Annotated in this window: 13 protein-coding genes; 11 read left to right on the forward strand and 2 right to left on the reverse strand. The window is 64.3% G+C overall.

The features are described 5' to 3' along the window. Positions 1–158 precede the first annotated feature (158 nt). The 7 genes from H9651_RS06935 (at position 159) to H9651_RS15020 (ending at position 9519) form a co-directional block, all read left to right on the forward strand. Positions 159–662 carry a DUF805 domain-containing protein gene (locus H9651_RS06935; RefSeq protein WP_191718577.1) on the forward strand — a complete coding sequence of 168 codons (504 nt, stop codon included), beginning with the start codon at positions 159–161 and terminating at the stop codon, positions 660–662. 132 nt (positions 663–794) lie between these two features. Then, positions 795–2096 (forward strand): ISL3 family transposase, encoded by a 1302-nt coding sequence (locus H9651_RS06940; RefSeq protein WP_191718578.1) that lies wholly within the window; start codon positions 795–797, stop codon positions 2094–2096. Between the two features lie 80 nt (positions 2097–2176). Beyond that, positions 2177–2503 (forward strand): hypothetical protein, encoded by a 327-nt coding sequence (locus H9651_RS06945; RefSeq protein WP_191718579.1) that lies wholly within the window; start codon positions 2177–2179, stop codon positions 2501–2503. A gap of 268 nt (positions 2504–2771) precedes the next feature. Next, positions 2772–4250 (forward strand): DUF3375 family protein, encoded by a 1479-nt coding sequence (locus H9651_RS06950; protein WP_191718580.1) that lies wholly within the window; start codon positions 2772–2774, stop codon positions 4248–4250. Next, entirely contained in the window at positions 4234–4950 is a 717-nt protein-coding gene (locus H9651_RS06955; protein ID WP_191718581.1) for a DUF4194 domain-containing protein, read from the forward strand. Before H9651_RS06950 ends, H9651_RS06955 begins: the two co-directional genes overlap by 17 nt. Further along, positions 4943–8344, forward strand: coding sequence for an ATP-binding protein (locus H9651_RS06960; RefSeq protein ID WP_191718582.1), 3402 nt, complete (start codon positions 4943–4945; stop codon positions 8342–8344). The genes H9651_RS06955 and H9651_RS06960 overlap by 8 nt, the downstream gene beginning before the upstream one ends. Next, complete coding sequence (locus H9651_RS15020) at positions 8341–9519, forward strand: Wadjet anti-phage system protein JetD domain-containing protein (protein ID WP_191718583.1); 1179 nt, start codon at positions 8341–8343, stop codon at positions 9517–9519. Before H9651_RS06960 ends, H9651_RS15020 begins: the two co-directional genes overlap by 4 nt. Positions 9520–9627: 108 nt before the next feature. Here the strand turns inward: H9651_RS15020 and H9651_RS06970 are convergent, their stop codons facing one another. Next, positions 9628–10380, reverse strand: coding sequence for a hypothetical protein (locus tag H9651_RS06970; RefSeq protein WP_191718584.1), 753 nt, complete (start codon positions 10378–10380; stop codon positions 9628–9630). A gap of 186 nt (positions 10381–10566) precedes the next feature. On the opposite strand from H9651_RS06970, the gene H9651_RS06975 reads away from it, so the two are divergent. The 3 genes from H9651_RS06975 to H9651_RS06985 all read left to right on the forward strand — a co-directional run bounded on the left by H9651_RS06975 (position 10567) and on the right by H9651_RS06985 (position 14075). Next, positions 10567–11595: a PIN domain-containing protein gene (locus H9651_RS06975; RefSeq protein ID WP_191718585.1), complete on the forward strand. Its 1029-nt coding sequence runs from the start codon at positions 10567–10569 to the stop codon at positions 11593–11595. A 145-nt stretch (positions 11596–11740) separates the two neighbouring features. Beyond that, on the forward strand, positions 11741–13126 hold the full coding sequence (locus tag H9651_RS06980) for a hypothetical protein (RefSeq protein ID WP_191718586.1): 1386 nt from the start codon (positions 11741–11743) through the stop codon (positions 13124–13126). A gap of 211 nt (positions 13127–13337) precedes the next feature. Continuing rightward, a complete protein-coding gene (locus H9651_RS06985; protein WP_191718587.1) occupies positions 13338–14075 on the forward strand; it encodes a tyrosine-protein phosphatase in 738 nt (245 codons plus the stop codon). Between the two features lie 61 nt (positions 14076–14136). Here H9651_RS06985 and H9651_RS06990 read toward each other — a convergent pair whose 3' ends face one another. Next, a complete protein-coding gene (locus tag H9651_RS06990; protein ID WP_191718588.1) occupies positions 14137–14913 on the reverse strand; it encodes a CPBP family intramembrane glutamic endopeptidase in 777 nt (258 codons plus the stop codon). Positions 14914–15236: 323 nt separating this feature from the next. Between H9651_RS06990 and H9651_RS06995 the strand changes: the two genes are divergently transcribed. Continuing rightward, entirely contained in the window at positions 15237–15746 is a 510-nt protein-coding gene (locus tag H9651_RS06995) for a DUF1269 domain-containing protein (protein WP_191718589.1), read from the forward strand. The last annotated feature ends 132 nt before the right edge of the window (positions 15747–15878 follow it).

Raw genomic sequence — 15878 nt, forward strand, 5'->3', positions numbered from 1 at the left:
TCCATCCTGATGGAGACCTCGACGCCTACCCGGCCACGATCGCGCTCAGCCACCTACACGCTCAACTGCGATGAGCCCCTATGGCTCTTCGCAGTTGAGGGTGTAAGTGTCGTTGTTCGCTACGTGGTCGGTGAGGCTCGTCCCGCTAGGATCGCGACGTGAGCTACGCGGCGGCGACGATTCCCAGCAGTGCGCCGCTTCGCGGCGCGTCGATCTCCGACGCGATGGGGCGCTTCGTGGGCCATGCCTTTCGTCTGCGTGGGCGCGCGAGCCGGAGCGAGTACTGGTGGTGGCAGCTGATCAACGCTGTCGTGCTGCTGATCGCGCAGGTCGGTGTTCCGGTGCTGGTGACCGGTCAGACCCCCGAGCCGACGGTCGCGTTGGGGCCGTTCGGCTCGCTCTTCTATGCGCACTTCGACCTCCCGGCCTGGGCAGTAGGCGATGTGCCGAGCAACCCGATCGCGTCCTTCGCGCTCCTCTTCGCGGGGCTGTGGATGCTCGCGACGGTGATACCCGGGGTGAGCGTCGCCGCGCGTCGGCTGCACGACTCGAACTTGTCCGGCTGGTGGGCATTGCTCGCGATCGTTCCAGTGGGCGCGGTTGTTGTTCTGCTGCTCGCGATTCGCCGTCCGCGCGCCGAGGGCGCTCGCTTCGACGAGTAGCAGGCGCAAGCCCCCGCCACTGACGAGCTGACGAGGCTCGCGCTGCTCCGCTCGTGGGATTTCACGGATATAGGTGTCGAGGTCTTCCAGGATGGAAGTTCCTACACTGCCCATCCGCCGGAAGACCTCGACTTGCACCACCTTACGTTTGCGACACCTGACCTCACCACGTTCTGCCGTCTCGACGAGCTTGGCCTCGAAGCTGTCGGCCAGCTGCTCGAGCCTGATCGGGCGGTGCTGGAGTGCCGCGTCCTCGACGACGACCCGTGGTGTCGGAAGTGCGGCGCGGAGGGCGTGCCGCGCGACACCGTGACCCGGCCGCTGGCGCATGAGCCGTTCGGGCATCGGCCCACGACGCTGCTGGTCCGGGTGCGCCGGTACCGGTGCGCGCACTGCCGGCGCACCTGGCGGCAGGACACGTCGAAGGCGGCAGCGCCGCGCGCGAAGATCTCCCGCGGCGGGGTCGGCTGGGCACTGACCGCGATCGTCGTCGACCACCTCACCGTCTCCCGCGCAGCGGCAGGGCTGGGGGTGTCGTGGCATACCGCGAACACCGCGATCCTCGCCGAGGGCAAGCGTCGACTCATCGACGACCCGGCCCGGTTCGACGGGGTGACCACGATCGGCGTCGACGAGCACGTCTGGCGTCACACCCGGTTCGGTGACAAGTACGTGACCGTGATCATCGACCTCACGCCCGCCCGCAACAAGACAGGTCCCGCACGGCTGCTGGACATGGTCGAGGGTCGGTCGAAGTCGGTGTTCAAGCAGTGGCTCGCCGCCCGGCCCAAGGAGTGGTCGAAGCAGATCGAAGTGGTCGCGATGGATGGGTTCAGTGGGTTCAAGACCGCCGCGTCCGAGGAACTCCCCGACGCGGTCCCGGTGATGGATCCGTTCCATGTCGTCCGGCTCGCCGGTGACGCCCTGGACCGGACCCGGCAGAGGGTTCAGCAGGACACTCTCGGGCACCGCGGTCACGCCGGGGACCCGCTCTACGGGGTCCGCCGCATCCTCCACACCGGCGTGAGCTTCCTCACCGAGAAGCAGACTGCACGGCTGGACGCGGTGTTCGCGGTCGAGGAGCACGTCGAGGTCGAAGCGACCTGGGGCATCTACCAGCGCATCGTCGCCGCCTACCGCGAACCCGACAAGAACAAGGCGAAGGAGATGATGCGGTCGGTGATCGACGCGGTCAGCAGCGGCGTCCCCGCGACGCTGACCGAGGTTCGACGCCTCGGCCGGACGTTGAAGCAGCGCGCCGCAGACGTCCTTGCGTTCTTCGACCGGCCCGGCACGTCGAACGGTCCGACAGAGGCGATCAACGGGCGCCTCGAGCACCTCCGCGGCTCCGCGCTCGGCTTCCGGAACCTCACCCACTACATCGCCCGGTCACTGCTCGAAGCCGGAGGATTCAGACCCGCGCTACACCCCTGATTCCGAATAGCCTGGAAACGTCTGAGGGCCCGATGGTTCGTGGCGCGGTACATTCGGAGCGACGACGGAGAGGACGGCCGATGCTCGGATACGACGCGCACGTGTACGACATCAGCGCTCACGACCTCCGGCAGATCGGCAACCTCCCATACGCGCAGCGAACGAGTTACGTTGGCACGCTGAGGTCGCAGCGGGTCGCGCACGTTCCGTACCGTACCTGGGTTGATCATCTGCTCACCGCTTCAGAGAACGGTCATGTCCAGATGCTGCAGGACGGCGGTTACCCGTACCTCTTCCACGCCCCGGGGTTGGACATCAAGACCAACTTTGCCGCCGCTGGGGTCGAAATGATCTCAGCGTTGGATGATTCGACCTGGTACCTCGTTGAGGCCTGGGATCAGAGCTGAGAGAGTTCTTCCCCCCTTCCACCAGGTCCGCAAGACGTCGTCCTTCAACCTGCCATGGGTGTCCGCTACGCCTTTCGTGCTGAGGTCCGGCTTGCCGAGGCGCGGCGGGGCAATCCTGACCGACCGCGCCTGTCAGTGTGGACTGCCGCACCTAGCTTTTCATTCCCACGCCAGACAAGAATGGTCGGGAGTGCATCGGCGCGGCGATGTCGGAGCCCTCCGACAGCATGGCCGTCGAGACGAATAGGGCGGCCTGGGGGAGGTCCGAGTGAGCAGCATCGTTGGAGAGCATGCCCGCGTCATTGCTGCGTTCGAGGAGCCGACTCTGTCGCTGTTGCGTGGCACGCTTGCTCCGGCGAACGTCGCGATCCTTCGCTCCGCGTTTCCGCAGGATCAGAAGACGCAGCCGGCTGCCAGGCTCCACCAAGTTGTCGATGCGCAGCTGCGGGAGCTTCGCGAACGTGGACTCCCGCACATTCCCGACGGGGACGGCCGGGATGTATGCATGCTGTGGGTGCGTCGTCGCTGGCTGACACGTGACGTCGACGGCACGACGTACACCCTCACTTCCCATGCGATGCAGGCGCTCGGGCTGGTCCGTGACCTCACTCGAGACCGGGCGAATCTGTCCGAACACCGCATCAAGAACATCGTCGATACCGCGAACAGGCTGAGTGTCGCCGCAAACCCGGATGTGGAAGCCCGCAAGCAGCGGATCCGCGACCAGATCATTGCTCACGAGGCCGAACTTGCGAGGCTGGATGCCGGTGGCGCGCTCGAGGCGGTGTCGGCGGACTACATCCTGGAAGGTCTCGTCGAGCTGCAGGACCTCGTCTCAGGCCTCCCGATCGAGTTCGCGCGTGTCGGCGAAGTCGTCGAAGCCCTCCAAGAACAGTTGCGAGCCGACTTCCGTGCCGATGATCGCCCGGCCGGCGAGATCGTCGCCGACTTCCTCTCCCGGGCAGAGGACCTGACCACCGCGACGGCAGAAGGTCGCGCTTTCGAGGGCGCGTTCAACCTCCTCGACGACGATGCCCTCCTCGACCAGCTCCGGTCCGACATCGCGTCGCTGGTTGGTCACCCCGACATCGCCTCCGTCCTTCGCCCCGCTGAGAAGAACGCGATGGTCGGGATCGTTGGGATCGTCCGCGACGGGGCACGCGAGACGATGACGAAGATTGTCGACACAGTCGGAACCCTCAACACGTTTATCCGTTCAAGGAACGTCGCTGAGGATCGGGAGCTCGACCGTGTGCTGAGGCAGCTCGAGGAGGCGCTAGGAACGTGGATGCAGAACGCCGGTCCCCGTATCGACATCCCCGCTGCGCTTGTTCCAGATAGCGCGGAGATCGCATATCTCCGGGAGAAGTTCTACGACCCGGCTTCCGACATCCCTCTCGACCCGCTTGACGACACCGAGCTGGAGCGACCGGACACGATGAGTCTCGAAGATCTCCGCCGATACGGAGGTCCGCACCTGGACGTGCTGCGTGTAGCGCTTGACGTCGCCGCAGGCGGCGGCGACTGGACGGTCGCGACGCACGTGTTCCCCTACCTTCCCGACGACGTTCGCCGACCGGTAGACGCGCTCGGGGTGCTACATCTGGTCGCTGACCGGGAGGACTTGGTGCGGACCGGACGCACCGAGCAGTACGCGACCCGCCGACCCGATGGCACCGAACAGGTACTTGTGATGCCGGAGCTCGCGCCAACGCCCAAGAGAGAAGTCGATGACGACGAACGCTGACTTTGAAGAGGTGACGGAGCTCGACACGATCGCTGACGACCCGACCGACCGTACCCCGTTGGACCTGCTCGGTGAGGAGAGGGAAGTCGACGACGAACGTTCGACGATCGTCCAATTCGATGGCGACTCCGGGACCCTTCACGCTGACGCACGTGCTGCACTGGTCGCGTTGTTGAGCAATCGGTTCATTACTGCCGCGACCCACAAGAAGGAGTGGAAGGGGCTGACCACCCACCGTTACGACATCCGGTCGCGGCTCAACGATTTGTACCTCGATCTCGAGTACGACTCCCGGTACGAGGTCGCCTTCAAGGTGCAGGTCCGCAACACCGATTCCACCCGCACGTTCCCGCACCTACTGCGTTCGATGACATGGAACCGGGAACAGACCATTGTCCTCATCTGTCTATGCATCGCTCATCGCAACCAGACAGTCGCCGGTGCGTCGCGCGCCATCGTCACTGCTGCCGACATCCACGCGTTCACCGTGTCTGTCCGACCGAAGTCGGCCACCGATCATCACATGGACGCCGGCCGCGTCGACCGGGCGATCCTCGCAGTTGCTGCGACTGGGCTCCTCGACTCAACCAAGGAGGAGGGTGTCTACATCATCTCTCCCGTCATCGAACGACTGATGCCCGTGACCAAGCTCCGTGAACTGCTCGCTTTCCTGACCTCCGAGGACCCGACCAATGACTGACGTCACCCTCGCCGCGCACAGCGCACGCCCCCTCATCCCCGACACGCACTGGCGAATCGAGCAGATCCAGGTCATCAACTGGGGCGGTTTCCACCAGAAGACGACGACGTTTGAATTCCACCCGGACGCGACCATCGTCACGGGTGCATCCGGGGTGGGCAAATCCACCGTCCTCGACGCCTATCTCGCCCTCATGATGCCTTCCGACGTCGCCTTCAACGGTGCCTCGAACGCCGCCGCGGGAGGGCGAGTGCGCGGGACTGACCAGAGATCCCTCCGCACGTATTTGAAGGGGAAGACGGATGACACTGTTGAAGCCGGGGTCACCGTCGACAAGAGCCTCCGCGGGCAGGGTAAGCCGACGTGGGGTGCCGTCGGTGCCACGTTCATCGCCGACACCGGTAGCCGATTCACCGTCGTCCGTTCCTATTTCGTGCCGTCCTCCGCTTCCCGCGACGGGGACATCCTGAAGCGCATGATGACGATCCCGGGCACGTTCGACGTTGGGGATCTGTACGAGTTCGCGAGGATCGGATCCGAGTCGTATCCGGCGAAAGCGCTGAAGGCACGGTGGCCTGAACTTCGCATTTATGGGTCGTACGAGGAGTTCTCTCAGGCACTGTTCTCCCGCCTGGGCATCGGCCAGAGCGGCGACGGTGCGAAAGCGCTCGACCTTCTCGCTCGAATTCAATCGGGCACGATGAGCAGGACCGTGGACGAACTGTACAAAAAGCTGGTCATCGAACTCCCGGAGACTTTCAAGGTCGCCGATGAAGCGATCGCGACGTTCGATGAGCTGGATGAGATGTACCGGAAGATGGAGGTCTCACAGCAACAGGCGGACCTGCTCGCTCCGATCGTCGAGTTGCACGAACAGATGGCCGTCGCGCAGATCGACATTGCGCAGGCTCGGGCGCTCGGTGCCGTCGACGCGCACGACACCCCGGCGGGACTGTGGCGGCTACGCACTCACGTGCGAATCCTTGACGCGGAAGCGGACCAGCTCCGTGAGCAGATAGTGACGACCGACGAGCAGTTGCGGGCGGCAAGGGCCGTCACGCTCGCGCAGGAGGAGGCGCTGGATCTTGCGAAGGCCGAGTATGCCGCTGGCGGCGGCGACCGGGACAGGCAGCTGACCGTCGAGATCGCCGCGCATGAGGCCGAAGCTGAAAGCCGCCGGCGGACGCGGGTGCGGTTGGAGGAACCGCTTGCCGTTCTGGACGCGACGATCGACACCGAGCAAGACTTCCTCCGTCTGCAGGCCGACGCGCGCGCCTTCCCCGCCCTCGCTCAGATGCAGGAGAGGGATCTTCGGGACGCCCGCGACCGGATGCTTGGTGAGGAAGTCCCTCTCGGCGACGCGAAGGTGAGAATCCGTGGCGAGCTTCGCTCCCTGGAGGGGCGCACCAGTCGCATCGATAAGTCCATGATCGAACGGCGCCTCCTCGTCTCGGAAGCGTCTGGGATCCCGGTCACTGACCTCCCCTATGTAGCGGAACTCATCGACATCGCGGACGGCGAGGAAGGCTGGCGGCATGCGGTGGAGACGATCCTGTCCGCCAGCGCCCGGCTCATGCTTATCCCTGCAGAGCTCCAAGATCACTTCTCGCAGGCCATCGAACCGCTCCACATCAGCCCCCGGCTGCATTTCGACGGTGTCGTGCGTGGCAACAACCCGCGCACGACACTGCTCGACCCGGAGAAGGTGGCCGGCAAGCTCGTGTACCAGGATTCCCCCTACCAGGGGTGGGTCATCGACCACATCGCCGACCCGTCGCGCAACGCCCTTTGTGTGCAGATGCCAAGTCAGCTGCGCGGTGACGGCCTGCGGGTCACCCCGAGCGGTCAGACCCGCCGAGGAACGCGGGGCGCGCATGGAGTGAACAGCAGCCGACCGATCGTCGGGTTCGACAACGCCGACATCCGCCGGCAGTTCGAACGCGAAGCCCGAGATATCGACGAAGCTCTCGCAGTCTCCCTGGACGCCCGCGTCGGCATCGAGAGACAGATCTCCGATCTCCGATCTCGTGGCAACGCGTACGAGAAGACCCTGTTCTTCGGGTGGACCGACGTAGACGTGCAGACGCCAGTCACCTTGGGAGCCATGCTGCAAAAGCAGCAAGCCGACCTGCTCGCAGCTGACGGTGCACTCGCGACGCTCAAGACGCAGGTGGAGGAGATGGCGGCTGCGGTCGGTATCGCCCAGCGGCACCAACACAAGCTTGAGGAGGTTAGGAAGGACCTCGGAGTTGCGCATGAAAAGAACGTGGATGTCGTCGACGAGGCGAAGACGGCTCTGTGGGCGCTCGAAGATGACACTACAGTCGTTCTCGAGGACGCTCTGAACGCCAAGGTCGACGCCGCGTGGCAGCGGATCCTCGCGGGCGAGGAGGCGACCAGCCAAACGTGGAAGGTTAACCTCAAGCGTCTCAGCGATCATCTCGGGGATGAGGTTGCTCGTGCTGCGTCGGTGGAGCAGTCAGCCGTCCAGCAGCTTGAACGGACGTTTCACAGCTTCCAAAACCAGTGGTACGACCCGACACGCGGCGCCTCCCTCGCTTCATACCGGGAGTACCTGGGGATCCTCGAAGAGATCACGCGGGTCGGCATCCATCAGCAGCGGGAACAGTGGCGGCGGAGTGCGCTGCAGTGGTCGGGAAAGAGCCTCCGGTTACTTGGTAGCGCGATGAGTTCCTCGGTGGACGAGATCGGTGCACGCCTCGACTCGGTAAACGCGATCCTCGAGAAGCTGCCGTTCGGACCATCGGATGGGCGCTTGAGGATCGAGATGAGGCGGCTCGCGCCGCAGACGGTGACGACGTTCCGTCGTGAACTGGAGTCGTTCAGAAAGCTCGCGACGACGAGCACGACCGATGAAGAGCTGGTGGCGAGGTTCGCGCAGATGAGAGAGTTCATCGCCCGTATCCGCAGGCGTGATGACCCGGCTCTGAACCCCACACAGCGTGAGACCGTCGCCCGTGAAGACATCCTCGATGTCCGTCGGCACGTGGAGATCACAGCCCGAGAGCTCGACCGAGATAGTGAACCGACCGCTGAGTACTCATCGCTGGCCGGTAAAAGCGGCGGGGAGATGCAAGAGCTTGTCGCCTTTATCGTCGGCGCCGCCCTCCGTTTCCAGCTCGGCGACGAGCTGGGGCAGTTGCCGAGGTTCGCACCGGTATTCCTCGATGAAGGCTTCATCAAGGCGGACTCGGAGTACGCGGGCCGCGCCGTCGAGGCGTGGAAGGGGCTGGGATTCCAGCTAATCGTCGGTGCCCCGCTTGACAAGTACACGGGCCTGGAACCGCATGTCGCGCGGACCATTGTCATCTCGAAGAACCGAGAGACGGGCCACTCATTCGTCGATCACGTCCACCACATAGGGGCCTTGTGAGGCAGATCGCGGACATCGAGCGACAGATTCACCGTCATGTCGAAGAGCGGTGGGCGGAGGATGTCGCCGCGGAAGTGACAGGCGAGAAGACGTGGTGGCCGCGTCAATACGCGCTTGGCCGCCCTGATGCCGCGACGGTTGCCGACGGATACGACGACCTCATCGACTTGGTTGACCGGTGGCGGACGTGGGCTTCCACGCACGGGGCGGCGGTCGTCGAAAGCAACATACGGATAGAGGGGGTCACCTATCCGATCCTCTCGCACGTCCTCGTCCCGAGCTTGGACGTGGCGGCAAGGGTCGCGGGGGCGCGCTGGGCGCCTCGGTTGAGGCACGCGCGTGAGTACTGCTCGCTTATCGACACGCGGTTCCCGTACCGCCGGAACGTGATCAGCAAAATCGTCAGGGCGGTAGTGGACTGGGCGCCTGTTGATGTCGACTTGCTCGTCCGGGCCGCTTCCTGGTTCGAGGAGAGCCCGATCTCGGGCCTCAGTCCGCGGCAGGTGCCACTTGAGGGATTCCACACGAAGTGGCTTGAGTCGCGACGAGCGGTGGTCGCCCGTCTGGCCGGTCTCGACGATTTGGGGCTCCTACCCCCGCATCCTGCACGCATCCATTTCACGTACCTGGACCCGCAGCACATTGAGGCGGGAGGCCGCAAGCACGACTCAGCGACTGTTGGGGACGCATTCACCCCGGCGTACCCGCCGCACCTCGTCGTCATTTGCGAGAATAAGGACACCGCTATCTACTTTCCGGAGATGCCGGACGCAATCGCTGTCGAAGGGGCGGGATCGGGCGCCGCAGCGTTCGCTGCCTTCAGTTGGCTTCGCGACGCACCCCTCGTCGTGTACTGGGGTGACATGGACGCTGACGGACTTCGCATCCTCGCCCAGTTTCGGACCGCCGGCATTTCCGCCGAGTCGCTCTTCATGGACGTTCCGACCTACGAGCGGTGGGAAGCGTTCGGAACAAACACCGACAAGCGCGGGGATGCGATCTCGGCGGATGGTCGCCCGGCGCCTGCGCATCTGGAACACCATGAGCGCGCGCTTTACGAGTTGCTCAATGACTCCACGTCGGCCAGATGCCGACGGGTGGAGCAGGAGCGGATTCCGCTGGCGGACGCTCACGCCGCAATTCGCCAGATGCAGGCGGCGGCTGCCACGCCGTGACGTGTTCATCGAGGTGCCCGGCCCTCACCCAGGTTTCGCCGCGAGTGTCATGCTTCGCTGGTTGCCGCCTCCCGCAGGAGCGCGGCTGGAGGGCCTAGAAAGGCGGTCTCAGTCTTCGGGCTCACGTGTGATCGGCTCGACCGGGGCGCCGCCATCCCAGACGCTGTTGTAATGAGTGCGGAGAGCGGAAGTAGGGTCCTCCCCGATGCGGGTGACGACGGTGAGCTGGGTACCGCCGAGCGACGTCCCGAGGATGAGTGCCTCGCCGCCGCGAGCGGGGAGGATCAGCCGGTCATGCAGCTCACGCGAGCCGGCTGACGCGAAGCGAAGCTGAGTCTCGGGGTGAGCGCCCAGGGCGATCTTCAGCTTCTGAGCTCGATCGCTCTTGGTCATGCCGTTGATGCGGGTGTCGCGGGTGAGGATTCGCCTCACGTTAGATAGGCGTAGGAGGGCGGCGAGGTCGGAAGGGTGCAGGTACGGGTCGATCACGAGCGCGTCCGCGACGTCGTCGATTCTCGCGAGTAGCTCTGCGTAGACGAAGGGGTCGGTCATTCGACCTACGACTTCGATCGGTTGCGTTCTGCCAGTTGACGACGAGTCGGCCATTGCTGCTCGAAGGATCGCTGTTCCCGCGGACGTGAGCGTGAGTCGACGACCCGAGTACGTCAGCAGGCGCGCATCGATGAGGTAGTCGACGGTTCGCGGGTAGAGGCCGTCCGTGTAGGGGTCGAAGTCGAAGAGATTCGTCCGCGCCTCGATGAAGGCGTTCACGTCCGATTTCGTCGGGTGGGTACCCTGAGCGTTAAGCGTCTCCACAAACAGAAGCGCGCGCAGCGCTTTGGGTCCCAATAGCTGCGTCATGCGCACGATCCTGCCATCTGCCCGCCCGTGGGAGCGGTCGAGCGATCCGGTGGGATGCCGAGAACCACCTCGAAAGGCTCACGAGACGCGGCATAGCCACTGACGAGGACACCCGCGTGTGCGGACTCGCGTCGCGCGACCGCGGGCCTCGGTCCGTCGGAGGGCTGCGCCAGATACGGTCGAGCTGTGTTCTTGCTACTTGACGCCAACATCATCGTCGCCAATCCGCTGCTTCGGGGACGGCAGTGGGATGCGGTGGCAGATGCGGTCGCTTCCGAAGCACTCGATCTGTATGTGCCAGAGCTCGCCATAGATGAAGCCGTGGCACGCTACCGCGATGGCGCGGCTTCGCGCGAACGCGAGGCGAAGAAGGCCCTCAAGAATTGGCCGCCGCGATCGCGTGAACTGATCCAACAAGCCATTGACGCTTCCGACACATTTGCCGCCGAGTACGCGAGTCTTCTTCGGTCTCGACTAGAGCAGATGGGTGCGGAGATTGTCGACTACCCGGAGGTAGAGCATCGTGAGATCGCACGGCGGGCAATCTCACGAGCTGCACCATTTGACAGCGAAGGCAACGGATACCGGGACGCGCTTCACTGGCACGTCTTCGTAGATCTGCTCCTCACGTGCGAACCAGAAGATCCGTACGCATTTCTCTTGTCCGCCGACAAACGCGCGTTTGGGCCATCGCGACACCGCGAGCTCTTAGCGGAGGTCGAAGAACTCGGCGTGGAATGGGACGTTCAGATCCTGGCGAGCATCTCGGAGTTCGTTGTCCCGGGCCAGTTCCTCGATGAGGAGGGCGAACTTGAGTACGAGCAAGAGCTTCAGCTTCGCGACGCTATTCAGGATGCCGTGTTGGCGGGCGGGACGCCCAAGGATTTCACCCAGACGCTGGCGGCGAAGACAGACTTCGACGCGGCGGACATACTCGAGATCTTGATGCTCGACATTCGCGTGGAGCGCGTACAGGTCGAGCGAAAGTCACGCGATCTTTGGATCAATTACACCGCGCAGGCAACGTGTCTAGTCAAACTAGAGAGCATTGAGATCCTGGACGAGGACGCTGGCGATTACGCCACCCATCGAGACACCGCTGTATGGGTCCTTGATCTCAGCGGCAATGCGTATTCATCCGGTAACCGCATTGACGATGTCGCATCCTTGCGCCTCGACGCCGTTGACGGGGAAACGCAGTCGGCTGGCAGATAGACGATTCGTACCTCGCTCGAGTCAGGCGTTCGCATCCAGCCCGTATCCAGTTTCGGCGCCAGGAGCCGGGCCTGACCAGAACGCGGCCATGCCCCTTTCTCGTTGCAGGTTCGTTGACCACGCGAGGCACGCCATCATGTAATTCATGGGCACACGCCGCGTCTTCGAGATCGCCAACGAGCTCGGCGTTGATGTCCGCACCGTGATTGACGCGCTGCTGAGCTTGAGTGAACCGGCACTCCGCCCCGAGGCGGAGCTCAGTGACGCGCTTGCTCGCAAGTTGCGCGTGTATTTGAACGGGGGCCGGGCTCTGGCGGAGGAAGGTCGCCGCGTGGAGCCGAAGCGACGCCAGTCGAAGTTCGCGAAAGGTATTCGCGAACAGCACGACGACGCGATCCGTCGCATTATCCCGACGATGGCAGCGCGGCTAAGGGATTGTGCTCAACTGCCGGATGGCGACACCGTTATCGTCGCATTTCACAGCCGCGACACGGCCACGCGGTACGGGTTCTGCACAGTGTCGGGGGAACCGCTTCCGTCCACCGTCCTCGACGTTGCGGATGCGCGTGCGCTGCTGGCGCCGCTGCGGGACGTCGACCGTGACTACGTCGCCCGTGGGTGGACGCCACCTAACCTGTACATCGCTTTCGACCTTGCTAATCAACATGTCTGGCTGGGGAGGTCCCTCAAAACGATCGGCCACCCCGGCGAACGTCTCGCCGCTGACTCCCTGTTACGTGTGCCGCCCCCTACAGCTGGTGAACCGCCCCGCCTCAACCCGCGGGCGCAGCTCTTCACTGCCGCAAAGGTACCGGCGGTCGTCGCGGCTATCGGTGATGCGTCGGATCATCCCGAGGAGTCATTTCTTCTACACGAGGATTTTTTGCACCTCGCCGTCGACAGCCTTGTAGACGCAGAGGTTCTCGACCCGCTGCCAGTCCACATCAACGCGATCTGGTTTTTCGCGCGGCCGATCGTCATGCAACGAGCAGGCGACAGCGACCGCCATGTGCGCGCGGTCTGGTACCGGCAGGGCAGTTCGATGTGGCGCATACGCACCTACGTCGCTGGCGTCGCAGGGTCCGGCGTCGTCAATGTCAAGCAGGTCGGGCCACAACTGGCAGGCCGCGTGCCGTTCGTCCCCGTCTGGGATGACAGCCGGCCGGAGCAGAAGCTGCTCGCGGCGGTGTGGGCGTTGATCGCCCAAGGTGGCATCACCGAATCGGAGCATGTCACGGGCGGCGTCGTTGCCGGCGGCGAGCCGCAGGGTGAGCTCACGATTGTGCGCGTGCAAGCGGGCAGTCATCACGCATCCGTCTACCGGGGAGGGATCGACGGTGAGCCTCCCGATCGCGCAGCCTGGTCCGTGCGTGGCCACTGGCGGAGACAGCCTTACCCCTCGCTCGGGCTTGGGGACGACGGCCGCGTCCGCACCCGGCTGAGATGGATAGCGTCGTATACAAAGGGTTCTCACGGATCGCCGATGGAACCTAAGGTGATCGCGGTCAACTCGCGGGCCGAATGGACGTGATGATCAATGCGGAAAGTTCGACCGCTCCTAAGCGCCGACAGATCTACCGTTTAACAACGGGCTGGAGGAATCCGCCACTTCGCGTGGAATCCTCGTCCCCTAGTCGTTGTCAAATCCCGTGGAATCGCGGCATCCTTCGCCATTTCAGGCGGGAACCTACACGGCGGAGGCTATGGCATGGCGACGCTCTCACGCGTGAGAGGCTGACCGCATGAGTACGGCTCTCTCGGTGGACGGGCTTGCAAACGCACGCGACCTCGGCGGCATGGAACGGAAGAATGGTTCGCTGACTCCGGCGGGCGTATTCGTGCGGGCCGAGGTGCTGGATCGTCTGGACGAGTCGGGGTGGGCGGCACTTCGTGATCACGGGGTGCGTACCGTCATCGACCTGCGGCGGCCGGAGGAGGCCACAAGCGCAGTGCCCGATGACATGCTCCTGATGTGCGTCGATCTCGACGGCGATGAACGCGAGTTCTGGGCGCCGTTCGAGGCGGACGGGCGGTGGGGGACGCCGCTCTATTACGCTGCTCACCTGCAGCAGCTGCCGCACCAGCTTGCGCAGGTGATCGAGGCGATCTCGTCAGCTCCGAAGGGCGCCGTCCTGTTCCACTGCGGAGCCGGCTGGGACCGCACAGGGCTCGTCGCCGCACTTCTCCTCAAAGCCATCGGCGCCAGCGAGGATGCCGCGGTGGCCGACTACCTCGTCTCGTTCGCGAACGCGGATGCAATGGCGGCGCTTCATGGGCGGTCGTTCGAGGTCGAGGAGCGGCTCGGGGTGCTCGCTGCGTTCGGTCATACGCCGGACTCGGCGTTTCGCGAGATGTATCGACAGCTCGATGTCGACGAGTGGTTCCGTCACGCAGGAATCGACGAAGACACTGCCCGCTCGATCGTCACCTGGCGCGGACATGTCGACTCGAGCCCGGGTGGATCCTGGCAGGACAATTAGCGCTCGCTTCAGCGGAGAACGCAAGCGGTAGGTGGACAACTCTGGCCGCTCCCTACACCGGTTATGGCGTGCGTACCGTCTCGGCGACGGAGCGTTCGGGGTCGGCGCTCGTCGGGACGGCGGGGCCAGCTTTGGCGAGGCGGTTTCGGAGGAACAGGATGTACGGGATCATCACGACGGCGACGATCCCGATCGTGATGCTGTCACCCAGCACGGAATGCGCGGTGAGCGCGCCGCTCAGGTTGAACAGCACGTGGAACACGACGCCGGGCAGGATGCTGCCCGTGAGCACGACGCAGTAGGCGAGCGCGATTCCGATGAGGACGGCACCGACGAGCTGCAGGGCCTGGTCGGGGATCGAGTATCCACGCAGGAGGTTTACGAGGTGGCCGAAGCCGAACGTGACTCCTGAGATGATGATCGCCCGTGTCACGCCGCCTCGGGTGCGCAGCGCCTGGAGCAGGAATCCTCGGAAGAGGAGTTCCTCGATGAATCCGACCGCCACCACGAGCAGCACCACGGACACCACCGTCTGCCAGTCCAGGTCGCTCGCGAAGCCCGTGAAGTACTGCACGAACGCGATCGCGAAGAGGGGAACGTAGAAGAGCGTCCGCGGAAGGGTTCCCGACATCACGCGACGAACCCCGTAGAACGCGAGCCGGCGACCGACTCGCAGATACACCAGAAGTACGACGGAGAGCACCATCAGTACGACACTCGTCATCGCGGGAAAAGCGATCACTTCGCCGACGTAGTCGCCGATGTTGACCGACACGATGTAAATCACGACCCAGATCAGCGCGTGCCAGATGGGCTTGGTGTCCTGAAGCGTGCGCATGAGACTCCTCTGCAAGGTGACGCGCCGATGCGCTCACGTGGCGGCCGCTGAACCGCGCCCGCATCCACCAGCCTCCCGCTCAGCGAGGGCACGCTCAGAGGCGAAGGTCCCGTTCTGTTGGTGGACCCACCCGAACCACGTCCCGACCATCGTCGGACGCCTTCGGCAATGACATGCATCCTTCCGACTCAAGAGGATGCGGCGTCAAAACCGAGACGATTCACGACCACCCGACCACTTCATCGGCGTTACCGCAAGTGGGTTGAGGGGCGTCCGAGGTGGTGGTGTGATCGGTACACAACCCAACCGGATAGGAGTCGATCATGGCCAAGACTGACGGTGTCTTCCTTTTCATCGGCACGTACGCGAACGAAGCCGCAGCGCGATCTGATTACGACGTGGTGAAGGAGTTGCACTCCGATGGCGCTGTCGGCTCGTACGACGCCGCCGTCATCACCAAGGACGACAAGGGCAAAGTGCATGTGAACAAGGACGAGATGGCCACGCGCCACGGCGGGTGGGGTGGCGCCGCGGCCGGTGCGGTGATCGGGCTGCTCTTCCCCCCTGCTCTGGTGGGAACGGCGGTCCTCGGCGGTGCGGTCGGTGCGGTGATCGGGCACTTCTCCCGTGGTCTTTCTCGGGCTGATGTCAAGGAGCTCGGCGAGCTCATCGACACCGGCCAGGCCGCGCTCCTCATCGTTGGGGCAAGCACCCTGGAGGAAGCCATCAACAAGGCAGAGTTGAAGGCCGAGAAGCGCGTCGCGAAGCAGTTGGATGTGAGCACGTCGGATGTCGAGGCGGCGCTCAAGGAAGCTGCCGGCGAGGTCAGCTGACCCCCGTGCTGGGGAGCGAGGCGATGCCTCCCTCCCCAGCCGGTGGCGAACACGTGAGCGTGCCGCCGCCCGCGCCCGTTCCAGGGCGGATGACGACCTTTATCGCCGGCCCATAGGGTGGTCGTCAGTAGG

The organism is Microbacterium pullorum (assembly GCF_014836535.1).
GTDB classification, from domain to species: Bacteria; Actinomycetota; Actinomycetes; order Actinomycetales; family Microbacteriaceae; genus Microbacterium; species Microbacterium pullorum.